Source organism: Pilimelia terevasa (assembly GCF_014647915.1).
GTDB lineage: Bacteria > Actinomycetota > Actinomycetes > Mycobacteriales > Micromonosporaceae > Pilimelia > Pilimelia terevasa.
In genome coordinates, this window is record NZ_BMQC01000005.1 from 236,508 (window position 1) to 262,429 (window position 25,922).

Annotated in this window: 25 protein-coding genes; 13 read left to right on the forward strand and 12 right to left on the reverse strand. The window is 75.1% G+C overall.

The genetic code is table 11. From position 1 onward, the window contains the following. Window positions 1-56: 56 nt before the first annotated feature. Together IEY75_RS09395 and IEY75_RS09400 are read left to right on the forward strand one after the other, a co-directional pair. A complete protein-coding gene (locus IEY75_RS09395; RefSeq protein WP_189113944.1) occupies window positions 57-1,748 on the forward strand; it encodes a GAF domain-containing sensor histidine kinase in 1,692 nt (563 codons plus the stop codon). Between the two features lie 6 nt (window positions 1,749-1,754). Beyond that, a complete protein-coding gene (locus IEY75_RS09400; RefSeq protein ID WP_189113846.1) occupies window positions 1,755-2,450 on the forward strand; it encodes a response regulator transcription factor in 696 nt (231 codons plus the stop codon). Window positions 2,451-2,555: 105 nt separating this feature from the next. Here the strand turns inward: IEY75_RS09400 and IEY75_RS09405 are convergent, their stop codons facing one another. The 3 genes from IEY75_RS09405 to IEY75_RS09415 all read right to left on the reverse strand — a co-directional run bounded on the left by IEY75_RS09405 (window position 2,556) and on the right by IEY75_RS09415 (window position 6,443). Further along, window positions 2,556-3,689: a glycosyltransferase family 4 protein gene (locus tag IEY75_RS09405; protein ID WP_229789478.1), complete on the reverse strand. Its 1,134-nt coding sequence runs from the start codon at window positions 3,687-3,689 to the stop codon at window positions 2,556-2,558. Continuing rightward, the gene (locus tag IEY75_RS09410; RefSeq protein ID WP_189113847.1) at window positions 3,686-4,942 is read right to left on the reverse strand and encodes a M48 family metalloprotease; all 1,257 of its coding nucleotides are present in this window, start codon (window positions 4,940-4,942) and stop codon (window positions 3,686-3,688) included. The genes IEY75_RS09405 and IEY75_RS09410 overlap by 4 nt, the downstream gene beginning before the upstream one ends. A 148-nt stretch (window positions 4,943-5,090) precedes the next feature. Continuing rightward, entirely contained in the window at window positions 5,091-6,443 is a 1,353-nt protein-coding gene (locus IEY75_RS09415) for an NYN domain-containing protein (RefSeq protein ID WP_189113848.1), read from the reverse strand. A gap of 119 nt (window positions 6,444-6,562) precedes the next feature. On the opposite strand from IEY75_RS09415, the gene IEY75_RS09420 reads away from it, so the two are divergent. The 4 genes from IEY75_RS09420 to IEY75_RS09435 all read left to right on the forward strand — a co-directional run bounded on the left by IEY75_RS09420 (window position 6,563) and on the right by IEY75_RS09435 (window position 11,940). Then, window positions 6,563-8,368, forward strand: a complete 1,806-nt coding sequence (locus IEY75_RS09420) for a DEDD exonuclease domain-containing protein (RefSeq protein ID WP_189113849.1) — start codon at window positions 6,563-6,565, stop codon at window positions 8,366-8,368. Between the two features lie 272 nt (window positions 8,369-8,640). Next, window positions 8,641-10,440 (forward strand): RelA/SpoT family protein, encoded by a 1,800-nt coding sequence (locus IEY75_RS09425; RefSeq protein ID WP_189113850.1) that lies wholly within the window; start codon window positions 8,641-8,643, stop codon window positions 10,438-10,440. Between the two features lie 10 nt (window positions 10,441-10,450). After that, entirely contained in the window at window positions 10,451-11,035 is a 585-nt protein-coding gene (locus IEY75_RS09430) for an NUDIX hydrolase (protein WP_189113851.1), read from the forward strand. After that, window positions 11,032-11,940, forward strand: coding sequence for a nucleotidyltransferase family protein (locus tag IEY75_RS09435; RefSeq protein ID WP_229789479.1), 909 nt, complete (start codon window positions 11,032-11,034; stop codon window positions 11,938-11,940). Before IEY75_RS09430 ends, IEY75_RS09435 begins: the two co-directional genes overlap by 4 nt. A 34-nt stretch (window positions 11,941-11,974) precedes the next feature. Here IEY75_RS09435 and trpD read toward each other — a convergent pair whose 3' ends face one another. From trpD to IEY75_RS09450, 3 genes are all read right to left on the reverse strand, one after another. Beyond that, window positions 11,975-13,051 carry an anthranilate phosphoribosyltransferase gene (gene trpD / locus IEY75_RS09440; protein ID WP_229789480.1) on the reverse strand — a complete coding sequence of 359 codons (1,077 nt, stop codon included), beginning with the start codon at window positions 13,049-13,051 and terminating at the stop codon, window positions 11,975-11,977. Window positions 13,052-13,055: 4 nt separating this feature from the next. After that, window positions 13,056-13,484 carry a response regulator gene (locus tag IEY75_RS09445; RefSeq protein WP_189113852.1) on the reverse strand — a complete coding sequence of 143 codons (429 nt, stop codon included), beginning with the start codon at window positions 13,482-13,484 and terminating at the stop codon, window positions 13,056-13,058. A 61-nt stretch (window positions 13,485-13,545) separates the two neighbouring features. Further along, entirely contained in the window at window positions 13,546-14,439 is an 894-nt protein-coding gene (locus IEY75_RS09450; RefSeq protein ID WP_229789481.1) for a cytochrome c oxidase assembly protein, read from the reverse strand. A gap of 84 nt (window positions 14,440-14,523) precedes the next feature. Between IEY75_RS09450 and ctaE the strand changes: the two genes are divergently transcribed. From ctaE to qcrB, 4 genes are all read left to right on the forward strand, one after another. Continuing rightward, the gene (gene ctaE, locus IEY75_RS09455; RefSeq protein ID WP_189113854.1) at window positions 14,524-15,150 is read left to right on the forward strand and encodes an aa3-type cytochrome oxidase subunit III; all 627 of its coding nucleotides are present in this window, start codon (window positions 14,524-14,526) and stop codon (window positions 15,148-15,150) included. A gap of 83 nt (window positions 15,151-15,233) precedes the next feature. Beyond that, entirely contained in the window at window positions 15,234-16,112 is an 879-nt protein-coding gene (gene qcrC / locus IEY75_RS09460; protein ID WP_189113855.1) for a cytochrome bc1 complex diheme cytochrome c subunit, read from the forward strand. After that, window positions 16,109-17,188 carry a cytochrome bc1 complex Rieske iron-sulfur subunit gene (qcrA, locus tag IEY75_RS09465; protein WP_189113856.1) on the forward strand — a complete coding sequence of 360 codons (1,080 nt, stop codon included), beginning with the start codon at window positions 16,109-16,111 and terminating at the stop codon, window positions 17,186-17,188. The genes qcrC and qcrA overlap by 4 nt, the downstream gene beginning before the upstream one ends. Then, window positions 17,185-18,780 (forward strand): cytochrome bc1 complex cytochrome b subunit, encoded by a 1,596-nt coding sequence (qcrB, locus tag IEY75_RS09470; RefSeq protein WP_189113857.1) that lies wholly within the window; start codon window positions 17,185-17,187, stop codon window positions 18,778-18,780. The genes qcrA and qcrB overlap by 4 nt, the downstream gene beginning before the upstream one ends. A 74-nt stretch (window positions 18,781-18,854) precedes the next feature. Here the strand turns inward: qcrB and IEY75_RS09475 are convergent, their stop codons facing one another. The 3 genes from IEY75_RS09475 to IEY75_RS09485 all read right to left on the reverse strand — a co-directional run bounded on the left by IEY75_RS09475 (window position 18,855) and on the right by IEY75_RS09485 (window position 21,079). Continuing rightward, complete coding sequence (locus IEY75_RS09475; protein WP_189113858.1) at window positions 18,855-19,472, reverse strand: DUF4360 domain-containing protein; 618 nt, start codon at window positions 19,470-19,472, stop codon at window positions 18,855-18,857. A gap of 226 nt (window positions 19,473-19,698) precedes the next feature. Next, window positions 19,699-20,352 (reverse strand): DUF4360 domain-containing protein, encoded by a 654-nt coding sequence (locus tag IEY75_RS09480; protein WP_189113859.1) that lies wholly within the window; start codon window positions 20,350-20,352, stop codon window positions 19,699-19,701. Window positions 20,353-20,476: 124 nt separating this feature from the next. Further along, window positions 20,477-21,079: a DUF4360 domain-containing protein gene (locus IEY75_RS09485; RefSeq protein WP_189113860.1), complete on the reverse strand. Its 603-nt coding sequence runs from the start codon at window positions 21,077-21,079 to the stop codon at window positions 20,477-20,479. 351 nt (window positions 21,080-21,430) lie between these two features. Here IEY75_RS09485 and IEY75_RS09490 point away from each other — a divergent pair, with 351 nt between their 5' ends. Beyond that, window positions 21,431-21,628, forward strand: coding sequence for a hypothetical protein (locus tag IEY75_RS09490; protein ID WP_189113861.1), 198 nt, complete (start codon window positions 21,431-21,433; stop codon window positions 21,626-21,628). A 78-nt stretch (window positions 21,629-21,706) separates the two neighbouring features. On the opposite strand, the gene IEY75_RS09495 is transcribed toward IEY75_RS09490, so the two are convergent. Next, window positions 21,707-22,150, reverse strand: coding sequence for a cytochrome c oxidase subunit 4 (locus IEY75_RS09495; RefSeq protein ID WP_189113862.1), 444 nt, complete (start codon window positions 22,148-22,150; stop codon window positions 21,707-21,709). Next, the gene (gene ctaC / locus IEY75_RS09500; protein ID WP_229789482.1) at window positions 22,147-23,058 is read right to left on the reverse strand and encodes an aa3-type cytochrome oxidase subunit II; all 912 of its coding nucleotides are present in this window, start codon (window positions 23,056-23,058) and stop codon (window positions 22,147-22,149) included. Before ctaC ends, IEY75_RS09495 begins: the two co-directional genes overlap by 4 nt. Window positions 23,059-23,326: 268 nt before the next feature. On the opposite strand from ctaC, the gene IEY75_RS09505 reads away from it, so the two are divergent. Together IEY75_RS09505 and IEY75_RS09510 are read left to right on the forward strand one after the other, a co-directional pair. Beyond that, window positions 23,327-24,487, forward strand: coding sequence for a cysteine desulfurase family protein (locus IEY75_RS09505; protein WP_189113863.1), 1,161 nt, complete (start codon window positions 23,327-23,329; stop codon window positions 24,485-24,487). A gap of 41 nt (window positions 24,488-24,528) precedes the next feature. Beyond that, window positions 24,529-24,735: a sulfurtransferase TusA family protein gene (locus IEY75_RS09510; RefSeq protein ID WP_189113949.1), complete on the forward strand. Its 207-nt coding sequence runs from the start codon at window positions 24,529-24,531 to the stop codon at window positions 24,733-24,735. Window positions 24,736-24,838: 103 nt separating this feature from the next. Here IEY75_RS09510 and IEY75_RS09515 read toward each other — a convergent pair whose 3' ends face one another. Next, window positions 24,839-25,819: a carbohydrate kinase family protein gene (locus tag IEY75_RS09515; protein WP_189113864.1), complete on the reverse strand. Its 981-nt coding sequence runs from the start codon at window positions 25,817-25,819 to the stop codon at window positions 24,839-24,841. Window positions 25,820-25,922 lie beyond the last annotated feature (103 nt).

Consider the following 25,922-nt stretch of genomic DNA (forward strand, 5'->3'; position numbering starts at 1 on the left):
GCGTCTACGATCGACGGGTGCGCTCACCTTCCGGCCCCGGCGAGCGGCCGTCCACCCTGGCGGGGTCGCCGGTCCGCGCCTCCCTGCCGGCGCTGGCCCGGCTGGCCCTGCTCCTGCTCGCGGCCGTCCTCGGCCCCGCCGTCACCGCCCCGTCGGCCCTGCTCTGGCTGCTGCCGCTCGCCGGCTGCGGCGCGTGGGCCGCGGCGGCGCCGCGCGCGGCGTGGGCCGCGGCCGGCCGGTTTGCCGAGGTGGTCGTGGCCGCGCTCGCCGCGGCCGGCTTCGCCGCCGGGGCGCTGTCGGCCGACCCGGGCGGCGCGGCGCTCGCCGCGGCCGTCGTCCTGCCCTACCTGAGCCTGCCCGTCGCCACCGCGACCTACCTGGGCCGCCCGGCCGAGGGCGGCGCGCTGCTGGGCACCGGGGTGCTGGCGCTGGGGCTCGCGGCGCTGTTCACGCCGCTGCCCGACGGGCCGCTGCTCACCGACCGGTGGTTCCTGGTGCTGTCCGCGCAGGCGGTCCTGATCGCCGCGCTGGCCGGCGCGGTCGTCGGCGTGGTCCGCGGCGGGGCCGCCGCCGAGCCGGCCGCGCCCGCCCCGCCCGCGCCGTACGAGGAGGCCACCCGCCTGCTGACCCAGCTCCGCAGCGTCGCCCGGCAACTGCCCGGCGCCACCCTGGACCCCGGCAGCATCGCCGAGCACATGCTGGACGACGTCAAGAACGTCGCCCGCACCGACCGCGCCGCGGTCCTCACGGCCAGCGGCGGCGGCCGGCTCGTCGTCCTGACCGAGTCCGGGGTGGACCGGGCCGAGTGGGAGGCCACGATCGACTCGGACTCGGCGCTGGCCGAGGCCTGGGCCAGCCAGCAGCCGCAGACCTCGGGCCGGTCGCAGACCCGCTCGCACGCGGGCGGGGACGTGTCGGCGCTGATCGTCCCGCTGATCGCCGGGGTCCGCACCGTCGGGCTGATGGTGATCGAGGCGGCGGTCACCGGCGCGTACCCGGCCGAGGTCGTGGAGAAGGTCACCGCGATCACCGCGCCCGCCGCGCTGCGGCTGGAGGCGGCGCTGCTGTTCGACGAGGTGCGCTCGATCGCCACCAACGAGGAGCGGCAGCGGCTCGCCCGGGAGATCCACGACGGCGTGGCCCAGGAGCTGGTGATCGTCGGGTACGGCATCGACAACGCCCTGGCCACCCTGCCCGAGGGGCCGGGCGCCGACGACACCGCCGAGACGATGCGGATGCTGCGCGGCGAGGTCACCCGGGTGATCACCGAGCTGCGGCTGAGCCTGTTCGAGCTGCGCAGCGAAGTGGACCGGCACGGGGGGCTCGCCGCGGCGCTGGCCGAGTACGCGCGTACTGTTGCCGCGTCCGCCGGCCTGCGGGTGCACCTGTCCCTGGACGAGTCGACCAACCGGCTGCCGGCGGCCACGGAGGCCGAGCTGCTGCGGATCGGGCAGGAGGCGATCACCAACGCCCGCAAGCACGCCGCGGCGAGCAACCTGTGGGTGACGTGCGAGGTCGACCCGCCGTACGCGCGGGTCGAGGTCGCCGACGACGGCAAGGGCCTGCCCGAACGCCGCCCCGACGGGCGGTACGGGCTGACCATCATGCGGGAACGGACAAACCGCGTACGGGGTCGTTTGGAGATCACTCCACGGGACCCGAACGGCACAAGTGTTGCGGTAGTAGTAGGAACTCCGCCCCGACGCGATAGCGTGCGCGATAGCGTGAACGCAGCAGAAACGGAGTAATCGAGCATGACGACGAGCCCAACCCCGCCCGCGGGCCCCCCGGGACCGCCGCCGGGGACGCGCACGAAGATCCTGCTGGTCGACGACCACGACCTGATCCGCAAGGGTCTGCGGCACGCCTTCGAGCGGGACAAGGACTTCGAGGTCGTGGGTGAGGCGGCGACCGCCGCCGAGGGTGTCCGGCAGGCGGGCGCCCTCCAGCCCGACGTGGTCATCATGGACCTGCGGCTGCCCGACGGCAGCGGCCTGGAGGCCACCCGCCAGCTCCGCAAGAACAGCGCGACGATGGGCATCGTGGTCCTGACGATGTACGCGGGCGACGACCAGTTGTTCGGGGCGCTGGAGGCCGGCGCGAGCGCGTTCGTCCCCAAGACGGCCCCCGCCGACGAGGTGGTGGCCGCGGCCCGGCACGCCGCCTCGGCGCCGAGCGCCTTCACCGCAGCCGACCTGGCCGACGCCATGAAGCGCCGGCTGGCCCCGGCCGGACCCCAGCTCTCCCCCCGCGAGGGCCAGGTGCTGCGGCTGCTCGCCGACGGCATGAGCGTGGCCGGCATCGCCAAGCAGCTCTTCGTCAGCGAGTCGACGGCCAAGACGCACATCTCCAAGCTGTACGAGAAGCTCGGCGCGGCCAACCGCGCGCAGGCGCTGATGACGGCCCTCAAGCTGGGCCTGCTGGAGGCACCGGACGCGCCGAAGTTCTGACGGCACGACGGAGCGCCGGGGACGGCGGACGGGGCCTTCGCCCCGCCGCGGTGCCCGGCGTTCCGCCGTCCGCCCCCCGGTGCTGAGCCGGCGGCGCCCGGCGGGTCAGGCGTCCGGCGCGGGACGCAGAAGCGCGGCCAGGCGGTCGGCCTGGGTCTGCCACGTCCACTCGCGGCACACCCACGCGCGGCCCTGCGCGCCCAGCTTCGCCGCCAGCGCGGGCTCTGCCAGCGGCGCGGCCACCCGGGCGGCGAGGGCGGCGGGGTCCCGGCCGTCGACGACGTAGCCGGTCTCGCCCTCGCGGACCGCGTCGGGCGCGCCGCCGGAGGTGCCCGCGACCACGGGAAGGCCGACGGCCGAGGCTTCCAGGTACACGATGCCCAGGCCCTCGACGTCGAGGCCGCGGCGGCGGGTGCGGCACGGCATGGCGTACACGTCGCCGGCGCGGTAGTGGGCGGGCAGCTCCGCCCAGGGGACCGCCCCGGTGAACACTACGTGCGCGGCCACGCCGCGCGCTTCGGCCAGCCGCGTCAGCGCCGGCCGGTACGGGCCGTCCCCGACCAGCAGCAGCGCGGCGTCCGGTACCCGGCGGCGGATGTCGGGCAGCGCGCGGATCAGGGCGTCCTGGCCCTTGCGCGGCACCAGCCGGGAGACGCACACGACGACCGGCCGGTCGCCGAGGCCGTACCGCCGCCGGACCGCGGCACCGTCCACGTCGGGGTGGAACACCTCGGGGTCCACGCCGGGTGCCAGCCGGCGCAGGGTGGTCACGTCGCCGATGGCCCGGTGCAGCCGGACCCGGGTGTACTCCCCCAGGTACGTCACGACGTCCGCGCCGCGGCCGATGCGGCGCAGCGTCGCCCGGGCCGCCGGCAGCGCCGCCCAGCCGACCTCGTGGCCGTGGGTGAGGGCCACCGCGCGGCCGATGCCGGCGCGGCGGCGCAGCCCGTGGGCGAGCAGGCCCAGCGGCGCGGCGGCGCCGAACCAGACCGCGTCGCAGTCGCGGGCCCGGGCCAGCGCGGCGGCGCGCCGGGCGACGCCGGGCGTCGGCAGCAGCATGGCCGTCGGCTCGCGCACCACCTCGAACGGCTGGGCCGCGTCGAACGCCGCCGCGCCCGCGGAGGTGGAGCAGTAGACGACGACGGAGTCCGCCGGCTGCCGGAGCGCGAGCTGGTGCACGAAGGCCTGGATGCCGCCGGGGCGGGGCGGGAAGTCGTTGGTGACCAGCAGCGTCCTCACCGCGCGCCCCGGGCGTACGCGCGGGCCGCGGCGATCCGCTCGACGGTGCTGGGGTGGCTGCCCAGCAGCGCGTGCTCCAGGTACGGCGGGTCCGGGTCGGCGAGGTTGACGCCGGCCAGCCGCCGCTGCATCGCCGCGAACGCGGCCGGGTCGCCGGTCAGGGCCAGGGCGTGCGCGTCCGCGCGGGCCTCGATCCGGCGCGACGCGTACGCCTGCACCGGCCCGCCGACCAGCCCGGCGACCGCGCCGAGCGCCAGCAGCAGCCCGATCGCGCGCGGGTCGCCGATGTCCGGCGCACCCGCGAGCCGCAGCGGCCAGGCCAGGCCCCCGATCAGGTAGAGCGCGACGACGCCGGCCGCCGCGGCCAGGGCGCCGGTGAGCGTCCCGGCCAGGACGTCGCGGTCCTTGGCGTGCCCCAGCTCGTGCGCGGCGACGGCGACGACCTCGGCCGGGGGCGCCTCGCGCAGGAGCGTGTCGTAGACGACGATGCGCCGGGTGGGGCCCAGGCCGGAGACGTAGGCGTTGACCGCGCGGGTGCGGCGGGAGGCGTCGGCGACGAGGACCTCGCGGACCGGTACGCCGTCGCGGTCGGCGAGCGCCATCAGCTCGGTGCGCAGCGGCGAGGCCGGCATCGGGGTGAACCGGTTGAACACCGGCTCGACCAGCACGGGCAGCACGAACGAGAACAGCGCCACCAGCGCCGCGGCGCCGGCCGCCCCGTACGCCCACCACCAGCGCGGCGCCAGCCGGACCAGTCCGAAGTACCCGAACAGGACCACGGCGCCGACGACCGCGCCGACGGCGTACGCCTTCAGCAGGTCCACGAGCCAGCCGCCCCAGTCCTGGGTGGACAGCCCGTACCGGACCAGGATGGTGTGCCGCCACGCCGCCAGCGGCAGCGCGACCAGGTCGGCCACGAGCAGGACCCCCAGCCCGCCGCACAGGACCTGCGCCCACCAGGCGCCGCCGCCGAGCCGCCCCGCGAACTCGACCAGCCGGGCGCCGAGCGGGGTCAGGCCCAGCGCGAGCGCGACGGCCAGGGACAGCCCCATGCCCCCGTACCGGCCGGGGCGCAGCGCGGCAGCGAACTCCCGCCCCCGGGCGACCTGGTCGGCCGGCAGGTCGCGGAGCGCGGCGAGCTGGTCGGCGCGGGGGGCGGGTACCCGCTGCCAGGGGGTCAACAGCGCCACGGCCAGGGCGAGTCCCGCCCCGAGAACGACCAGGGTGAGCACCGCCCACGTGCGCGCCGTCATCCGCTCACCTTCCGCCGTCGCCGTCGGCGCGGCTGCGCCGGGTACCCGCAGCACGGTACCGCCCGGCCCCGACCCGGCCGCGCACCCCGCGCCGCCGGCCGGGGCGCCCCGGGCGCGCGGCGGCCCCGCGGCCCCGCCCGGGGCCGACTCAGGCGCGGCCGAGCCGGCGCAGCAGGGCGTCGGCCGCGGCCGGGTAGGCCCCGTGCCGGCGGATGCCGTCGGCGACCTCCCGGTCGGAGGAGACGACCACGACCGGCCGGCCGGCCGGCTCGGCGCGGACCAGCCGCCGGATCAGCTCGTCGGCGATCTCGCCCTTCTTCGAGAACAGCACCCGGACGCCGCGCGGCGGCGGCGGCAGGCCGGGGACCTTGTCCGCGCCGTCGAAGACGACGGTGACCTCGGCGCGGGTCTGCGCGGCCAGCCCGCTCAGGCCCGTGATCAGGCGCTGCCGCTGGCGCTCCAGCGAGAGTTCGCCGTAGCCGCGCTTGGTGACGTTGTAGCCGTCCACGACGAGGTGAACCTTCGGCAGGGCCAGCAGCTCGTCCAGGCGGGCCGGGTCGTCGCCGTCGCGGGCCTTGGCCGCCGCGGCGGCGGCCGGGGGACGGTCGGCGTGCGCGGCGGCGACGGCGTCGGCGGGCAGCTCGGCGGCCGGTTCGAGGCCGAGTTCCCGGCGCAGGCCGACCGCGGTCTGGCCGAGGGTCTCCAGCAGCAGCCACAGCCGGGCCTCGTTGGTCGTCCGGGCGTCCCGGGCGGCCTGCCGGGCGCTGCCAGCGGCGGACTGCGCCTCGGCGAGCCGGGCGCGCAGGCGGCGCAGTTCGGCCTCGTGGTCGGCCTGGGCGCGGGCGAGCCGGCCCTTCTCGGTGGCCAGCAGCTCGGCGGCGCGCTGCCGCGCGGCCTCGGTCTCGCGCAGGGCGCGGCCCGCGCGACGGTGCTCCTCGCGCAGCCCGCCCAGCTCGTCGCGGACCCGCGCCAGCTCGTCGCGCAACTTGTCGGCCTCGACCCGGGCGACGGCCCGCTCGTGGACCGCCCGCGCGACCTCCTGCCGGGCCTCGCGGACGGCCGCGGCCACCTCGGCGCTGCGGGTCTCGGCGGCGACGGCGGCCCCGGCCGCAACCACCATCGCGCGCCAGCCGGCGGGCCGCAGCAGGTACGCGAGCGCGGCGACCTCCACCGGGTCCGCCGCGCCCGGGACGCTCCCCTCCCGGATCGCCCCGGCCAGCTCGCCGGCCTCGGCGCGGACCAGGGCGGCGGCCTGGTCCCGGAAGGACGCGTCCGCGGCGAGCTGCGTGGCGATGGCGGCGCCGCCCAGCTTGGCCCGCCGCGCCGGGGCGAACTTGGCGACCTTTCGCAGCGGCGCCGGCAGGTCCGCCTCGGCGAGCTGGGGCAGGACCGCGGCCACCAGCGCGACCGTGCGCTGCCGGACGGGCTCGGGCAGCACCGGGTCGACCGCGGCGGCCGGCTCCGGCCGGTCGGCGGTCTCGTCGGGCTGCGACGGCGCCATCCGCCCAGTCTGTCACCGCGGCCCGCCGGGGCGCGCGGCGGATCACCACGCGGGGTCCCGCGACTACGCATAGACGCACGTCGGCGGGTCATGTCGTACGGCACCCGTACCGTCCGGGCATGGCGGACAACCGGCACCACCCGCGCCTGGAAAGCCGAACGGAGCACGCAACGCGAACGGAGCACGCGACGGGCGCGCCGCGGTACACCCAGCCGACGCTGGGCGGCCCCCTGGTCGACGACTGGCGCGACACCCCCCTGGCGGACGCGACGTTCGTCGTGCTCGACCTGGAGACCACCGGCGGCACCGCGGAGGACTGCGGCGTCACCGAGATCGGCGCCGTCAAGGTGCGGGGCGGCCGGCGGCTGGGCACCTTCGGCACCCTGGTCGACCCCGGCCGGCCGGTCCCGCCACTGGTGACGGTGCTGACGGGCATCACCACCGCGATGGTGTCGGCGGCCCCGGCGCTGCCGGCCGTGCTGCCCGGGCTGCTGGAGTTCCTGCGCGGCGCCGTGCTGGTGGCGCACAACGCGCCGTACGACGTCGGCTACCTGAAGGCCGCCTGCGCCCGGTACGGCCACCCGTGGCCCGCCCCGCCCGTGCTGGACACGCTGCCGCTGGCCCGCCGGCTGGTCGACCGGGACGAGGTGCCCGACCGCAGGCTGGGCACCCTGGCCCGGTACCTCCGGCTGCCGCACCAGCCGACCCACCGCGCGCTCGACGACGCGGAGGCGACGGTCGACCTGCTGCACGCGCTGTGCGAGCGCCTGGGCGGCCACCGGGTGGGCACCGTCGGGGAGGCGGTCGCGTTCTGCCGTGCGGTGTCCGCCGTCCGGCAGCGCCAGCGGCACCTCGCCGACGGGCTCCCGCGCGCCCCGGGGGTGTACCTGTTCCGCGCCGCCGACGACCGCCCGCTGTACGTCGGCACGTCCCGGGACATCGGCGCGCGGGTCCGCACGTACTTCACCGCCGCCGAGCGGCGTCCCCGCATCGACGAGATGCTGGCCGCCGCCACCCGGGTCGAGGCCGTGGTCTGCGCCCACCCGCTGGAGGCCGAGGTGCGGGAGCTGCGGCTGATCGGCGCGCACGCCCCGCCGTACAACCGCCGCTCGAAGCATCCACAGCGGACGGTGTGGCTGCGGGTGACCGACGAGCCGTACCCGCGTCTGTCCGTGGTCCGCCAGCGCCGCGGCACCCCGGATAGCTGCCTCGGCCCGTTCCCGTCGACGAAGGCGGCCGAGCGCGTCGCCGAGGCGGTCCGCGAGGCGCTGCCGATGCGCCCGTGCGGCCAGCGCCTGTCCGCCCGCACGGTCAGCGCCGCGTGCGCGCTCGCCGAGATCGGCCGCTGCCTCGCGCCGTGCCAGCACCGGGTGACCCCGCAGCAGTACGCCGACCGCGCGGTCGCGCCGCTGCGCGAGGCGACCCTCGGCGATCCCGGCCCGCTGGTCGCCGTCCTGCTCGCCCGGATCGGGGCGCTGTCGCGGGCCGAGCGGTTCGAGGAGGCGGCGGCGGTCCGGGGGCGGCTGTCGGCGCTGCTGCGCACCACCACCCGGATGCAGCGGCTGAGCGCCCTGACCGGCATCGCCGAGCTGGTGGCGGCGCACCCGGCGCCGGGCGGGGGCTGGGAGCTGAGCGTCGTGCGGCACGGGCGGCTGGCCGCGGCCGGGGTGTCGCCGCCGCGCGTCCATCCACAGCCGACGATCGACCTGCTGCTGGCGACCGCGGAGACGGTGGCCGGCGGGGACGGCCCCGTCCCGTGCGCGAGCGCCGAGGAGTCCGAGCGGATCCTGCACTGGCTCGAACGGCCGCGCACGCGACTCGTTCGGGTGTCCACCCCTTGGGCGCTGCCCGCGCGTGGCGCGGCCCGGTTCGCGGCGCTGCTGGCGCAGGCTGAGACGGCAAGCCGGTCCGCGGAGGCGGGCTGATGCCGTACCCCGTCGTGGGCGGACCACGGACCCGCTGCTCACGGCCATTGCGTCTCCTCCGGCCAGGGTGTGTATCAACCCGATCACACACCCGCATGTAGCCGTTCGGATATCGGTCTGCTGATTACTCTGGTTCCATGGTGTTCTTCTGGGACACTTGTCCGATTACCCCTGTCCGCGCGAACGCCGGCCGCCCGCCGGCCGGTCGCCGCCAGGGTCGCCCGGGAGCCCCGTGACCCGGTGCGCCCGGCGGCGGCGAGGAGGTGACGCCGATGGACCTCGACGCCGGGAGCGGTACGCCGCTGGACCGGATCGCGCGGCCCCGCGCCCTCGATCTGGGCCTGCGCCGGCGGATGCGGTCGCTGCTGGACAGTGCCCGCGGCCCGCGGGCCGCCGATCCGGTGGCGGCACTGCTGCGGGCGCACCGGGCCATCCACCCCTACATGGACGCCACCGTCCTGCGCCGCGCCTACGTCATCGCCGAGAGCGCGCACCGTGGACAGTTCCGCAAGAGCGGCGAGCCGTTCATCACCCACCCGCTGGCCGTTGCGCAGATCCTCGCCGACCTCGGGATGGACACGACGACACTGGTCGGGGCGCTGCTGCACGACACCGTCGAGGACACCGACTACACCCTGCACGCCCTGCGCGACGACTTCGGCCCCGAGGTGGCGCACCTGGTCGACGGCGTGACGAAGTTCGACAAGGTCTTCTACGGCAAGGCCGCCAAGGGCGAGACCGTCCGCAAGCTGATCATCGCGGCGGGCCGCGACGTCCGGGTCCTGGTGATCAAGCTCGCGGACCGGCTGCACAACATGCGCACCCTGGACGCCCGCTCGCCCGCCTCCCGCGCCCGGATCGCCCGCGACACCCAGGAGGTCCTGGTCCCGCTCTGCGAGCGGCTCGGCATCCAGGCCCTGAAGCGGGACCTGGAGGACGCCGTCCTGCGCCACCTCGACCCGGAGGCCTACGGGCTGATCGCCGAGTACGCCGCCGCCCGGCAGGGGGGCACCGAGACGCTGGCCGCCGTGCTCAGCTGCACCCGGCGCGCGCTGCGGCGGCAGCGGCTGGCCGCGACCGTGCGCCCCCGGCCCCGGCACCTGTACTCGATCTGGCGGGACACCCGCAAGGAGGGCCACCGGGAGCCGCACGTCCAGCCGCGGGTCGCGGTGGTCATCGACGGCGACGAGGCGGCGTGCTACGAGGCGCTCGGCGCCGTGCACGCCCTGTGGCGGCCGGTGGGCGGCCGGTTCAAGGACTTCATCGCCGCCCCGAAGCACAACCTGTACCGCTCGCTGCACACGACCGTGGTCGGGCCGGACGACACGGTCGTCGAGATCCTGATCCGCACGGCGACGATGCACCGCACCGCGGAGTACGGCATCGCCGCCGGCTTCCGCTACCCCAACCCGGCCGACCACGACGCGGACGCCCACGAGCCGCTGGAGTGGCTGCACCGGGTGCTGTCCTGGCAGGAGGAGACCGCCGACACCGGCCAGTTCCTCCAGTCGCTGCGCTCGGAGCTGGCCGAGAACCAGGTCAAGGTCTTCGCCCACGGGCAGACCCTGCACCTGCCCGAGGGCGCCACCCCGGTCGACGTGGCGTACGAGCTGGGCGCCGACGTGGGCGAGGCGTGCCTGTCCGCGCGGATCAACGGCCGCCTCGTCCCGCTGTCGCTGTCGCTGACCGACGGCGACCTGGTGGAGATCTTCACGGAGATGGACACCGCCGAGGGCGTGGCCGTGCCGCGGGGGCCGCGCCGGGAGTGGCTGATGTTCGCCCGCTCCAGCGCCGCGCAGCGGCAGATCCTGCGCTGGTTCACCGGGGACGAGCCGCCGATGGCGATCGGGGACCGGGTCCGCCTCGGCCGCGACGCCCTGTTCCGCGAGCTGCGCCGACGCGACCGCGGCCTGGTCGACGACGACCCGCTGCGGCAACTGGCCGTCCACCTCGGCTACCCCGACCACGAGACGCTGCTCGTGGCCATCGAGGACGAACAGCACAGCGCCGCCGACATCGCCGACAGCCTGATCAGCATGGTGGACCAGGGGCCGGGCGGAGCGGTGGCCTAACCTGGCAGGTGTGACCGACCCCTCCCCGCCGGCCCGCCGGCTGCGCCGCGCCGTGCGCGGTGTGGTGTACGGCGTGTTCTACCGGCTTCCCCCCGTCCTGCGCCGCCGGATCGTGCGGCTGACGGTGCGCACGTACGTCGTCGGGGCCGTGGTCCTGCTACACGACGCCGACCGGCCCGGCCGGCTGCTGCTGCTGCGCCAGCCGCCCGGACGCGGCTGGACGCTGCCGGCCGGGCTACTCAAGAAGGGCGAGGAGCCGCGCCGGGGAGCGGCGCGGGAGCTGGCCGAGGAGACGGGGATCGCCCTGCCCCCGGACGCGCTCCGCCCGGCGAACCCCAACGCCATGGTGCACACCCGCGGCTGGATCGACCTGGTGTTCGAGGCGGCCGTACCGGCGGACGGGGTACGCCCCGTGGTCGACGGCGCCGAGGTGCTGGAGGCCGCCTGGCACGAGGTGGCCGACCTGCCGCCGCTGACGGTCGCCACCGCCCGCCTGCTGGGCCACTACGGGCTCGGCCCGCGGGCGGAGCCGCGGGGCGACACCCGGGGGTCGCCGCGGGAGGGCGGGGAGTCGCCGCGGGAGGGTCCGGCGTGATCGCCGCGGTGGTTCTCGCCGCCGGCCTGGGTACCCGGCTGCGGCCGCTCACCGACGGCACACCCAAGGCGCTGTGCCCGGTCGGCAACGTCCCGCTGCTCGACCTCGCGCTCGCCCGCCTCGCCCGGTGCGGCCTGGCCGGGCCGGACTCGGTCGCCGTGAACGCCTCCTACCTGGGCGCGCAGGTGGCGGCCCACGTCGCGGGGCGGGCCACGGTGTCGTGGGAGACGGCGGGGCCGCTGGGTACGGCCGGCGCGCTGGGCGCGCTGCGCGACTGGCTCGACGGCCGCGACGTGCTCGTCGGCAACGCCGACGCCTACCTCGTCGCCGCCGGGCCGCCGGTGGACGCCGACGGCGGGCCGCGGGAGGACGCCGACGGGCCGCCGGAGGGCACCGACGGCGGGGGCGCGGACATCGCGCCGCTGCTGGCGGACTGGTCGGGGGCCACGGTGCGGCTGCTCGCGCGGCCGGCCGCGCCCGGTGAGCCCGGGGAGTTCGGGGCGTGGCGGTTCGCCGGCTTCTCGCTGGTGCCGTGGCGCCTGGTGCGCGATCTGGCCGCGGAGCCCGCCGAGCTGTGGCGCGAGGTGTGGCGGCCGGCGGAGGCCGGCGGGACCCTGGAGTGCGTCCCGTACTCCGGTACCTACCTGGACTGCGGCACCCCCGCGGCCTACCTGGCGGCGAACCTGCACGCCGCCCGGCAGGCCGGCGGCCGCATCGTCTCGCCGGACGCCCTGGTCACGGGCGCGGTGTGCGACAGCGTGGTCGGCGCCGGTGCGGCGGTCCACGGCCGGGCGACCCGCTGCGTGGTCTGGCCGGGCGCGACGGTGCCGGCCGGCGAGTCGCTGAGCGACGCCGTCCGGCTCCCCCACACGACGGTCCAGGAGGCGCCCCCGCGGAGCGGGTGACGCCGGGGCCGCCTGGTCGGCGCCCCGCGTGTCGTCAGGCGCCGCGGCGGGCGGACGCCAGCCAGCGCTCCAGGGTCGCCGCGGCGGCGCCCGAGTCGATCGCGTCGGCCGCGCGCGCCAGCCCGTCGGCCAGCGCCCGGCGCAGGGCCGACTCGCCCACCTCGGCCAGCCCGTCGCGGGCCACCAGGGCCGCGGCCGCATTGACCAGGACCGCGTCCCGCACGGGGCCGGCCGCGCCACCGACCACGCGCCGCAGGACGTCGGCGTTGAACGCCGGGTCCCCGCCGCGCAGGTCCTGCGCCCGGCTGCGGGGCAGTCCGAGGTCGACCGTGTCCACCCGCAGCGCCGTCACCGCGCCGCCGGCCGCGACCCAGATGCGGGTCGGCGCGGCCGTGCTGACCTCGTCCAGCCCGTCCTCGCCCCGGACCACCAGCACCGAGTCGCCCCGGGCGGCGAACACCTCGGCCATCAGCGGCGCCATCCGCGGGTCGAAGCAGCCGATCGCGCCGGCGCGCGGCCGGGCCGGGTTGGTGAGCGGGCCGAGGAAGTTGAACGCCGTCGGCACCCCCAGCTCGCGCCGGACCCCGGCCACGTGCCGCATCCCCGGGTGGAACCGCGCCGCCATGCAGAACCCGATGCCGGCCTCGGCGACGGTCCGCCGGACCTCCGCGGCGCCCAGGTCCAGCGGGAGGCCGAGGTACTCCAGGACGTCGGCCGTGCCGCACTGGGAGGACGCGGCGCGGTTGCCGTGCTTGACCACGGTCACGCCCGCGCCGGCCACGACGACGGCGGCCATGGTGGAGATGTTGACGGTGTGCGCCCGGTCCCCGCCGGTGCCGACGACGTCGACGGCGGCGGCCCGGGTGGGCGCGTCCAGCGGTACCGGCACCGCGTGGGCGAGCATCGCCTCGACGAGGCCGGTCAGCTCCCCGACGGTCTCGCCCTTGGCGCGCAGGGCCATGGCGAACGCGGCGAACTGCGCCGGGGTCGCCGCGCCGGAGACGATCTCACCCATCGCCCAGGCGGTGTCGGCGGTCGTCAGCGGCGTGCCGGCGAGCAGGGTGGTGAGCAGCGCGGGCCAGCTCCGGGCGGTGGTCACGGCGGCGGTCACGGCGTCAGGCGGGCAGCGCGGGGCCGCCGGCGCCCGGCAGCGCCGCGTCCTGGCCGCGCAGGAGCGCGGCCACGGTCTGGCCGGTGGCGATCGGGTCCAGCGGCAGCCGCAGGGTGGCGTCGACCTCGGCGTACGCGGCGAGCCACTTGTCGGCCGCCCGGGCGATCGCCACCACGATGGGCGGCGGCGCGGCGAACTCGTCGCGGATCTGCCGGGCGATGCCCAGCCCCCCGGCCGGCGCGGCCTCGCCGTCGAGCAGCATGAGGTCGATCTCGTAGGTGTCGGTGAGCCGGATGCAGTCGGCGTAGGTGCCCGCCTCGACGAACTCGACGGCGAGGTCCGCGGCCGGCCGGGTGCCGATCGCCAGCCGCATCCGCTCGCGGACCTGCGGGTCGTCGCTGTACAGCAGGACGGTGTGCGAACGGTCAGTCACGGCCGGGGCTCCCAGGTGTCCAGATCCGGTGGTCGGTGCCCGCCGATCGTACCGCGGGCGGTCAGCGCGCCGCGGCGGTGGCGCGGGCCTCGGCGCGGTCCAACTCGCGGTCGATCCGGCGCTCCTCGCGCCGGGACTGGCGCACCCACTGGGTCACCAGGACGGCCAGCATGGTCACGCTGACCACCTCGCCGCCGGCCCACAGGAGCCCGCCGGCGACCTTCTGGTCGGCGAACGGGTCGACCCAGCCGAGCCGCAGCGCGGGGTACCAGTCGCCGCCGAGCAGCGTGACGCTCTGCATGATCGTCAGCCCGAGCACGGTGTGGAACGGCACCGCCAGCAGCATCAGCAGCGCGCGCCCCGGGTACGGCCAGCGCCCGGGCAGCGGGTCCAGGCCCAGCAGCGGCCAGAAGAACAGGCAGCCGGTGAGGATGAAGTGCGCGTGGGTGACCTCGTGCGCGAACCCGTTGCGCAGCGTGAGCGCGTACAGGTCACTGAAGTAGAGCACGAACGGATTCGCCACGAACAGGGCGAAAGCGACCAGCGGAAACGTCACCACGCGCGCGACCCGGCTGTGCAGCACCGCGAGCAGCCGCTTGCGGGGGCGCACGGGCAGCGTCCGCAGCGCCAGCGTCACCGGGGCGCCCAGCGCCAGGAAGATCGGCGACACCATCGACAGCACCATGTGCTGCACCATGTGCACCGACAGCAGCGTCGTGTCGTACGCCCCCAGCCCGCTGAGGGTCACGAAGGCGATGCCGCCCAGCCCCGGGCCGAGGAACAGCACCGTCCGGCCGACCGGCCACCGGTCGCCGCGCGCCCGCATCCGGTACGCCCCGTACAGGTACAGGCCCGCCACCAGGACCAGCCCGAGCGCGAGCCAGCCCTCGAAGCGCACCTCGGTCACTACCCGGCCGACCGTGAACGGGGGTGGGACGAGCGCCTGGCTAACCACGTCCGGGAGGCTACCCCCTGCGCGGGCGGCTGCCCGATCAGGTCTCAATGACGCGCCGGTGTGCGACCCCGGCGACGCGACGGGATGATCGGGGGCAATAATGACCGCGTGACTGCGGCCTCGACCACCATTGATCAGAGCCGGATCCATTCGCTGACCCGCCCGAACATGGTCAGCGTCGGGACGATCGTGTGGCTCTCCAGCGAACTGATGTTCTTCGCGGCACTGTTCGCCATGTACTTCTTCATCCGCGGCGCCTCGCCCGAATTGTGGGCAGAGCGCACGGAGGTCCTGAACATCCCGTATGCGACGACTTTCACCGTGATTCTGGTGGCGTCCAGCGTGACGTGCCAGTTCGGTGTCTTCGCGGCGGAGAAGGGCGACGTACACGCGCTGCGGCGCTGGTTCACGCTCACCTTCGTGATGGGCCTGATCTTCGTCCTCGGCCAGGCGAACGAGTACCGCCACCTCGTCCACGAGGGCATCAAGATCAACGCCGACGGCTACGGCTCGGTCTTCTACCTCACCACCGGGTTCCACGGCCTGCACGTGACCGGCGGGCTCGTGGCGTTCGTCATCTACATGATCCGCACGACCATGGGCCGCTTCACCCCGGCGCAGGCCACGTCGGCCATCGTCGTGTCGTACTACTGGCACTTCGTCGACGTCGTGTGGATCGCCCTGTACTTCATGATCTATTGGCTGAAGTAGCGCGGCGACCGCCGCCCCGGCCGGGGCATCCGCAGTCCGAACAGAAGCGGCCTTCCACGGCCACAACCCAGGAGATCCAGGCGATGACTTCTGACAACCCGGGGCGGGGCGCAGCCGCCACGCCACCGGCGGGGGCGGCGCGGCGTCGCGCCGGCGCTACGGCGGCCGGCGGACGGCTGCGGCGCCGGGTCGGCACCGTGCTGCGCATCGCCGCGGCGCTCGCCCTGGCCGGCGGGGTCTACGCGGGCTTCGCACCCGGCAGCGCCACCGCCGCCAAGGACCCGGCCAGCCTGAGCCCGGCCGGGCAGGAGGGCAAGGCCCTGTTCGACACCAACTGCACCTCGTGCCACGGCCCCGACGCCCAGGGCGTCGCGGGCAAGGGCCCGAGCCTGGTCGGCGTCGGCGCGGCCTCGGTCGAGTTCCAGGTGAGCAGCGGCCGGATGCCGATGGCCCGCCAGGAGGCCCAGGCCCTGCGGAAGCGGCCCGTGTTCACCTACGACCAGACGCGGCAGCTCGCCCAGTACGTCCAGGAGCTGGGCGGCGGGCCGCAGATCCCCGAGGGCTCGATGAAGCTGCCCGGCGGGACCCCGGAGGAGCAGGCGGCGGCGGTCGCCCGCGGCGGCACCCTGTTCCGCATCAACTGTGCCTCCTGCCACGCCAACGCCGGTGGCGGCGGCGCGCTGTCCTCGGGTAAGTTCGCCCCGGACCTGGAGCCCGCCAACGACCGCCAGATCTACGCGGCGATGCTCACCGGCCCGCAGAACATGCCGGTCTTCGGTGACAACCAGCTCACCCCCGAGCAGAAGCGCGAGATCATCGCGTACGTCCACACCCTCAAGGCGCAGGAGCCGGGCGGCTGGGGCCTCGGCAAGCTCGGCCCGGTCACCGAGGGTATGGCGATCTTCCTGCTCGGCATGACCGCACTGATCTTCACCACCCTGTGGATTGCGGGGAAGTCATGACCGTCGTCGACAACCCACACGGCTCGCCCGGCCTGGCCACGGCCGAGGAGCGCTCCCGCTTCGAGACGATCGTGGCCGGCGCCCGCGAGGACGGCGTCGAGATCGTCCACTACGAGCCGCCGTTCCCGGCGCCCGGCACCCGGGGCGAGCGGCGCCTGCAGCGGATCGTCGCCGGCTGCTTCCTGACCACCGGCGGCCTGGCCACGGCGTTCCTGGTCACCTATATCTGGTGGCCGTGGGAGTACGACCGGGACAGCCTGCTGCACAACATGTACACGCCGGTCCTGGGCCTGACCCTCGGGCTGGCGCTGGTCGCCACGGGCTTCGGGATCATGATCTGGGGCAAGAAGCTCATCCCGCACGAGGTCTCGATCCAGGAGCGCCACGACGGCCCCTCCAGCGACCACGACCGCTCCATGGCCACGAGTACGCTTCTGTACATGGGCGACGAGATGGGCCTCAAGCGTCGCCCGCTGCTCGGCCTGTCGCTGCTGGCCGGCGTCGCGCCGGTCGGCCTGGCAGCCGCGGCGCCGCTGATCGGCGGGCTGATCAAGGACCCGCACAAGCCGGTCGAGGGCGGCACGGGCAGCCCGCTGATGACCACCGCGTGGGGGCCGGGCATCCGGCTGACCCGGGAGGACGGCACGCCGATCCGGCCCGAGGACATCAGCACCGGCGGCCAGCTCACGGTGTTCCCCGGCGTGCCGGAGGGCCACACCAACGTCCACGCCGACTCCCCCACGCTGCTGATCCACCTGCGCGGCCAGGACATGGCGGAGCTGCGGGACAACCTCACCGGCACCAACGTCGGCGCCACCTGGGGCGACTTCGTCGCCTACTCCAAGATCTGCACGCACGCCGGCTGCCCGGCGAGCCTGTTCGAGCAGCAGACCAACCGCCTGCTGTGCCCGTGCCACCAGTCGCAGTTCCTGGTGACCGACAACGCCAAGCCGGTCTTCGGCCCGGCCACCCGGCGACTGCCGATGCTGCACATCAGCGTCGACGACGAGGGTTACTTCGTCGCCACCTCCGACTACAAGGTGGCGATCGGCCCCGGCTTCTGGGAGCGGCCATGAAAAAGCGCGCACGGATCGACGTCAAGGCCCTGCCGGGCACCGCGGCCAACGCCGCGGACGAGCGGCTCCAGGTCGCCCGGCCGCTGCGGGCGGTCTTCAACAAGGTCTTCCCGGACCACTGGTCGTTCCTGCTGGGCGAGATCGCGCTGTTCTCGTTCATCGTCCTGCTGCTGACCGGCGTGTTCCTGACGCTGTACTTCGACCCGTCGATGTCGCACGTCACCTACAACGGCAGCTACCTGCCGCTGCGCGGCGTGCACATGACCCGCGCGTACGAGACCACGCTGCACATCTCGTTCGACGTGCGCGGCGGCCTGATCATGCGGCAGATGCACCACTGGGCGGCGCTGCTGTTCATGGCCTCGATCGTGATCCACATGTTCCGCATCTTCTTCACCGGCGCGTTCCGCAAGCCGCGCGAGCTGAACTGGGTCATCGGCGTCACGCTGTTCATCGTCGGCTTCCTGGCCGGCTTCACCGGCTACTCGCTGCCCGACGACGGCCTGTCCGGCACCGGGCTGCGGATCGCCCACGCGATCATGCTGTCGATTCCGGTGATCGGGTCCTGGACGGCCAACTCGCTGTTCAGCGGCGAGTTCCCGGGTCCCGGGGCGATCCTGCCCCGCGCCTACATCGCGCACGTGCTGCTCATCCCCGGGATCCTGCTGGCCCTCATCAGCGTCCACCTGGGCCTGGTGTTCAAGCAGAAGCACACGCAGTGGCCGGGGCCGGGCCGGACGAACACCAACGTCGTCGGCGAGCGGATGTTCCCGCGGTACGTGATCAAGCAGGGTGGCTTCTTCGCCATCGTCTTCGGCGTCATCGCGCTGATGGGCGGCCTCCTGACGATCAACCCGATCTGGCTGTTCGGCCCGTACGAGGCCGCCGCGGTCTCCGCCGCCAGCCAGCCCGACTGGTACGTGATGTTCCTCGACGGCTCGACCCGGCTGATGCCGCCGTGGGAGATCCGGGCCTTCGGGCACACGCTGCCGCCGCTGTTCTGGCCGACGGTCGTCCTGCCCGGAGTCATGTTCACGCTGGCCATGGCGTACCCGTTCATCGAGGCCCGGCGCAACAGGGACACCGCGATCCACAACCTGCTCCAGCGGCCCCGCGACGTACCCGAGCGCACGGCGCTGGGCGCGATGGCGGTGGCGTTCTACCTGGTGCTGACGATCTCGGGCGGCAACGACCCGCTGGCGGAGAACTTCGACATCAGCCTCAACGCGATGACCTGGGCCGGCCGGATCGGCCTGCTGATCGTGCCGCCGATCGCCTACTGGGCGGCGTACCGGATCTGCCTGGGTCTCCAGCAGCACGACCGGGAGGTCCTGGCCCACGGCGTGGAGACCGGCATCATCCGCCGGCTGCCCAACGGGCAGTTCGTCGAGGTGCACCAGCCGCTGGCCGCGCCGGACGCGCACGGCCACACCGAACTGGAGTACACCGGCTGGGTGGTGCCGAAGAAGATGAACCGGGTCGGCGCGCTCGCACCGGCGATCAAGGGCTTCTTCTACCCTGTCGAGGAGCCGGCCCCGCCGGCCCTGCCGCAGGCGGAGCGGCGCGAACTGGAGTCCTCCGGCACGCGCTGAGCGACACGCACGACCAGAGGGCGGGGCCGGGATCACCAGATCCCGGCCCCGCCCTCTGCGTGGGCGCGCGTGGGCTAGACGCAGCGCTCGGTCACCCACTCGTAGACCGCCGCGTAGCCCGCGTCGGTGGTCTGGACCACCACGTCACTGGCGCCCGGGGCGCCGCCGCGCGCCTTGAGGTTCTGCAGGATGTCGAACTGGGCCTCGGGCTGGCACGGCCCCCAGTGCACCTCCTTGAGCGTGTGGCTGACCTCCCAGTCGCCCTCGAACGGCCCGGCCTTGGTGTACGCCGGCTGGTAGATGGTGGGCTGGCCCAGCCAGTGGTACTTCGCCTCGAAGACGAAGCTGGCGTTGGCGTTGACCAGGTCGGCCGTGCCGCGGTAGGTCACCTTCCGCAGGCCGATGTGCAGCCCGCCGTCGATCTTGGCGCGGACCACCAGGTTGCAGAACTTGGACGTCTGCGGCGAGGCCACCGCGGCGAACTGCTGGTAGGCGATCGTGAAGCCCTGCTCGCCCAGGTGCGGGGTCACGGTGGCGCTGGCCGGGGTCGGACAGCCGGACCCGGCCACCGACTCCACCCGCACCGTGATCCCCCGCGACGGCGCGTGCGCCGCGGCCGGCAGCGCGGTCCCGGCGGCGAGCACGGCGGTAACCAGCGTGACTCCGACCTTCTTCAGGTAGCGCGATGTCATGACGTCCTCCATATCGGCAGAGGTGAATCCACGCCCCGGTGGCGGCGGTTCGCGGTAGCGGCAGACGGTGCGCCGCCCCGGCACTCGTGCGGGGTTCACCCGGTGAAAATCGAATGGTGCGGTGGCGGGGTGCCGGAACACGCGGCATCGTGATCCGGCACCCCGCCGGAGTGGGGCATGGGAAGCCCCGGTGGGGAGACTCGGTGAATGGTCGACCGGGTGGCGATCAGGCGCGGCGCGGCGCGGTGCCGCCGCAGGGCGCCATCTCCCACTCGCAGTACAGTGCCCAGTCCTCGCCCGGCGTTTCCAGGCTGACCCGGCTGTCGGCGGTGTTGGCCGGCGGGTTGCTGTGCGCCCGCAGCGTCTGCGTGACCTGGAACTGCGACTCGGGCGTGCACGCCGACCAGTGGGCGTCGTCGAGCCGGTGCTCCTGGTTCCAGTTGCCGCGGAACGGTCCGCTCTGCCGGTAGCCGGGGTGGTGCATCGTCTCCCCGCCCGCCCAGGCGTACTTGGCGTCGAAGCTCACCCGGGCACCGTGCGCGACGCGGGCGGCGCCGCGGTAGGCGACCCGGCGGATCCCGACCCGGTACCCCTGCGGCACGGTGACCTTCAGGACCACCAGGCAGAAGCGGTTGCTGAACGGCGGCGCGACCGCCTGGAACCGCGGGTACCGGGCGTGGAAGCCGTTGCCGTCGTCGTGCGCGACGACCTCGGCCGCCGAGGTGTCCGGGCACCCCGACCCGGCGGCGCTGACCAGCGCGACGTGGACGGTGTGCGGCCGCCGGTCCGCGCTCCCGGCGGTGGCCGGCCCGGACAGGCCGCCGACCAGCAGCGCGGCGGCAAGGCCGCCCGCGGTGCGGGCGATGGTGGTACGACTCATGACTCCCCCATGACGTGGTGGCGGTGGCGGTCTCCCGCCGCGGACCCGTGCCGCGGCCCGCGGCGGGTGCGGCGACGCGCGGGGGCGGTGTCCGGTGCCCCGCGCGCGCCGCCGCGCGGCGGACTCAGCAGGGCGCCGTGACCCACTCGAAGATCGAGGCGTAACCGGCGTCGGTGCTCTGGACGTTGATGTACGCCTCGCCGGGCCCCTTGGCCCGCAGCGTCTGGGTGATGTTGAGCTGCGCCTCGTGACACGGCCCCCAGTGGACCTCCGGCAGCTCGTGCACCCGCTCCCAGTCCCCGCTGTACGGGCCGGTGCGGCTGTAGCCCGGGTGGTGGGCGGTCGGGCCGCCGGCCCAGAAGTACTTCGCCTCGAAGGAGCCGCGGCTGTTGCGGCCGAGGTCGGCGGTGCCGCGGTAGGTGATCCGGCGCAGGCCGACGTGGACCCCGGCGTCCGTGCTCACCTTCAGGGTGAGGTTGCAGAACCGGTTGCCGTTGGGCGGCGAGGAGGCCTCGAAGGCGTTGTACACCGCCAGGAAGCCGCTGCCGTCCAGGTGCGGCGTCACCGAGGTGTCGGCCGGCGTCGGACAGCCCGACCCCGCGGCGGTCTGTACTTCCACCCGGACGGCCGGCCGGGCAGCGTAGGCCGCGGCCGGCGCGGACAGGCCGCCGAGCAGTGCGGTGCCGGCGGCTACTCCGGCAAACGTCGATCTGAATACCGTGTTCATGTGCTTCCCCTCATCTGCGACAGTGGCCCGGCCGCGATGGCAGAATCGCTGGCAGAGGTGCGGCCGGTGATGTGGGGATCCCCGTCTTTCCAGATAACCAAATGACATCCACGAACACCAATTGACCAAACGGCCATCGACGTTCGTCAGTTCGTGAAGAATTCCACATCGGACAAATGTCGGCCGGGGGCGGCCGCCGGTCCGATCTTGTGTATCGACGGGCGGCAGCGCCGTGCCGGCGCCGCGCGCGACACGCCGCGCGGGTGCGCGGTTCTGCCCGGCCCTGCTGGCAGTGTGGAAGTTCGCCCGGGGTCCGCCCGGGAAGGCAGGAGTGCGACGAGGGGGTGCCCCATGGCCGACGAGGAGATGTACTGCGCGGTCTGCGAGACCGAGATGCTCTTCGCCGCCGCACCGACCGGCGACGAGGACTGCCCGGAGCTGCTGTGCGCGGGCTGCGGCAGCGCGATCCTCATCGCCTCGGTGGTGGTGTGGGGCCTGCCGGAGAACCGCGCGCCCTGGAGCGCCCCGCACCAGCGCCGCGTGGCCTGACCGCTGACGACCGACGCCGACCGGCGCGCGGGGCGGCGGGTCGGCGTCAGGCGGTGTGGTGTGGTCGGGCGGGTGCGGTCAGTGCTCGACCGCGCGCCGGGTGCCGCTGTAGTACTCGAACAGCAGGCCCGCGGCGGCGAGGACCACGGCGATCAGGCCCCCGGCGACGAGCCACCAGGCCATGAAGGCGGTGCCGATCGCCGCGAAGGCCGCCGCCAGCGCCAGGCCGAACGGCCAGTAGCTGCCCGGGCTGAAGAAGCCGACCTCGCCGGCGCCCTCGTGGATCTCCGCGTCGGGCCGGTCCTCGGGGCGCAGGTCGATGCGGCGGGCGACGAACCAGAAGTAGCCGCCGAGCATCAGGCACAACATGCCCGACAGCAGCAGGGCCATCGTGCCCACCCAGTCGACGCGGCCCGGCGGGTTCATCGGGTCACCGGCGGTGGCGGTCCACCACGCGTAGACGGCCGTACAGGCGTAGAGGAAGACCGCCAGGATGGTGAAGAGCTTGTACTCCGACTTCACTGCGCCGCCTTCCGTTCCTTGAGCTGCCGCTTGGTCTCGAACGGCGTCGTCTTGGTGGCGTACGGCGCCTCGCCGATGGCCGTCAGGGCCTCCGGGGTGGAGCGGCCGGCCCGCATCGCGTCGAGGAACTGCGCGTACCGGTCGGCGCTGACCGCCCGCATCTCGAAGTTCATCATCGAGTGGTAGGTGCCGCACAGCTCGGCGCAGCGGCCCACGTAGGCACCCTCGCGCTCCACCGTGGCCTCGAAGACGTTGCGCAGCGGGCCGGGGAAGACGTCCCGCTTGAACAGCAGCTCGGGCACCCAGAAGGAGTGGATGACGTCCTTGCTGGTCTCCTCGAACCGGATCTTCTTGTGCGTCGGCACGACCAGCACCGGGATGTAGTCGCTGTCGCCCAGGGTCGAGGCGACCGTCCTGGCCTCGACGCCCATGCCGTCGCGGTAGTTGAACTGCCAGTTCCACTTGAAGGCGACGACCTCGACGACCACGTCGGGGTTCTTCGACGTGCGCTCGACGTCGGCCTGCACGATCGCCGTGTAGTAGAACAGCACCGCGATGACCAGGAACGGCGTCGCCGTGTAGATGGTCTCCATCGGGATGTTGTACCGGGTCTGCGGCGGCAGCTCCTCGCCCCGCTTGCGGTACCGGATGATGCACCAGAAGATCAGGCCCCAGGTGATGAAGCCGACGATCAACGCCGCCACCGTGGAGCCGATCCACAGGTCGTACATCCGGTGGGCGGTGGGCGTGATGCCCTCCTGCGGCCAGCCGAACCCGCCGAAGGCGCTGCCGACATCGCAGCCGGTCAGCAGGGTCAGCAGCGCCACCGCGCCGAGACCGAGGCCCGCCAGTCGGGTCGCGCCGGGCCGACGGCTCCGACCGCTGACCGTCGCACGCTCTGCGTACACCTGCTCCTGCCTCCCTCGTCGCGCCCGCGGCGGCACCCCGGCCGCCGGGCCGCGCCGCACACTGACCGCCCGCACCCGCGCGCGCCGCGTCCGCCCCGTCGGCGGCCGACCTGGGTCGCCACGTGCCGAAACCGGACGCCGCACCCACGCGGGGTCACCGACGGTCGCACCTTACTCGACCTCCCCGCCCGGATCGGGCACGGGGGTGTGGCGGGCCGGGTCGGTCGGCGCCGGCCCGGCGCACCCGGTCCCACGCTACCGTCGACCGGTGACCCAGCCGGCCGAACCCACCGCCTTCACCCCCGCCTACTTCGACGCCGCGACGGCCGCGCCGCTGCACCCGGTGGCCGCCCAGGCACTCCAGGCCGCGTACGCCGACGGCTGGTGCGACCCCGCCCGCCTGTACACCCGCGCGCGCCGGGCGGCCCAGCTCCTGGAGGGCTCCCGGGCCGCTGTCGCGGAGGTGCTGGCCGTCCGGCTCGACGAGGTCTTCTTCGCGCCCAACGGGACCGTCGCCGCGGACACGGCCGTCGCGGGGCTGGCGGCCGGCCGCGCGCGCACCGGCGCCGCGGTCGTGCACTCCGCCGTCGAACACTCGGCGGTCCTGCACGCCGCCGCCGCCCACGGCGCGCCCGTGCCCGTGCCGGTCGACGGGTACGGGCGGCTCGACCTGGGGCGGTGGCGGGCGGCCGTGGCCGCGCCGGGCGTCGCGCTGGCCGCGCTGATCAGCGCCAGCCACGAGGTCGGCACCCTCCAGCCGGTCGCCGAGGCGGCGGCGGCCGCGCGGGACGCGGGGGTGCCGCTGTACGTCGACGCCGCCGCCTCGCTCGGCAGGGTGCCGGTACCCGGCGGCTGGTCGGTGCTCACCGCCAGCGCCCGCAAGTGGGGCGGGCCGCCCGGGGTGGGGCTGCTGGTCGTGCGCCGCGGCACCCGCTGGCAGCCGCCGTACCCGCGCGACGAACGCGAGCGCGGCACCGCGCCGGGCGCCCTGCACCTGCCGGGGGTGGTGGCCGCCGCCGCGGCGCTGCGGGCCGCCGCGGCGGAGGCCGCGGCCGAGGACGCCCGCCTGCGCGCCCTCGTGGACCGGGTCCGGGCCGCCGTCGCGGCGACGGTCCCCGACACCGTGGTGGTCGGCGACCCGGTGGACCGGCTGCCGCACGTGGTGACGTTCTCCTGCCTGTACGTCGACGGCGAGGCCCTGCTGCTGGCGCTGGACCGGCGCGGCTTCGCGGTGTCCTCCGGTTCGGCGTGCACCGCCTCCACCCTGCGCCCCAGCCACGTGCTGGAGGCCATGGGGGTGCTGTCGCACGGCAACGTCCGGCTGTCGCTGCACCGGGAGACGACCGAGGCGGAGGTGGACCGGTTCCTGGCGGAGGTGCCGGGGGTCGTCGCGGCACTGCGCGCCGAGGCCGGCGCGGTGGGGCTGTGACCGCCCCGCCGCCCCCGGCCGCGCCCGACGGCGGCGACGGCGTGCCGGTCCTCGACTGCCTGGGTCAGCGGTGCCCGCTGCCGGTCATCGCGCTCGCGCGCGCCGTGGCGGCGCTCCCGGCGGGCGCGCGGGTGCGGATCCTCGCCGACGACCCCGCCGCCGCCAACGACATCGCCGCCTGGTGCCGGATGCGGGGCCACACCCTGACCGCGGCGGCACCGCCCTCCTTCACCGTCCGGCGCGACTGACCGGCGCCGCCGACCGGGACGCCGCCGACTGGGACGCCCGCCGACCGGAATGTCACCTGCCGGAATGTCGCCGGCCGGGCGGCGCCGGTCCGCGCGGCGGGGCTCAGGCGGCCGGCAGGTGCGGGCGGACCTCGTCGGCCGCCGCCGGCCCGTAGGACTCCTCCAGGCGCTTGAGGAAGGCGCTGGGCTGGAGGTCGTACTCCTGGGTGCCGACGGTCTCCAGCACCAGCGTCGCCAGCAGCGCGCCCACCTGGGCGGCGCGCTCCAGGCCCAGACCCCAGGAGCGGGCAGCGAAGAAGCCGGCCCGGAAGCCGTCGCCGACGCCGGTGGGGTCGTACGCCTGGATCTCGCGGGCGACCGGGACGACGGTGCGCGGGATGTCCCGCCCGGTGATCTCGGCGCCGTCCTTGCCCAGGGTGGTCACCCGGACCCCGACGCGGTCGAGGACCTGGTCGCCGGTGAGGCCGGTCTTGCTCTCCAGCAACTCGCGCTCGTACGCGTTGGTGAACAGGTACGCCGCGCCGTCGATGAGCCGGACGATGTCCGCGCCGTCCATCCGGGCGAGCTGCTGGGACGGGTCGGCGACGAAGGCGTACCCGCGGTCCCGGCACTCCTGGCTGTGCCGGACCATCGCCACCGGGTCGTTGGGGCTGACCAGTACGAGGTCGAGGCCGCCGACCCGGTCGGCGATGGGCGCCAGCTCGATCTGCCGGGCCTCGGTCATCGCCCCCGCGTAGAACGACGCGATCTGGCACATGTCCTCGTCGGTGGTACAGACGAAGCGCGCGGTGTGGGCGACCTCGCTGACGTGGACGGAGGCGCAGTCGACCCGGTGCCGCTCCAGCCAGGAGCGGTAGTCGGCGAAGTCGGCGCCGACCGCGCCGACCAGCAGCGGCCGCAGGCCCAGCCGCGCCATGCCGAAGGCGATGTTCGCCGCGGCGCCGCCGCGCCGGACCACCAGATCGTCGACGAGGAACGAGAGGGACACCTTGTCGAGCTGGTCGGCGATGAACTGCTCGGCGAAGCGGCCGGGGAAGTGCATCAGGTGGTCGGTGGCGATCGAGCCGGTGGCGGCGATCTTCATGGGGATCCTCGTCGGTCGGCGGAGTGCGGACGCCCAGCCTAGTCGACCGCGCCCTGCCGCCCGGACCCCCGCGAGCGGGGCGCGGGGGACGTCTGCGCCCCGC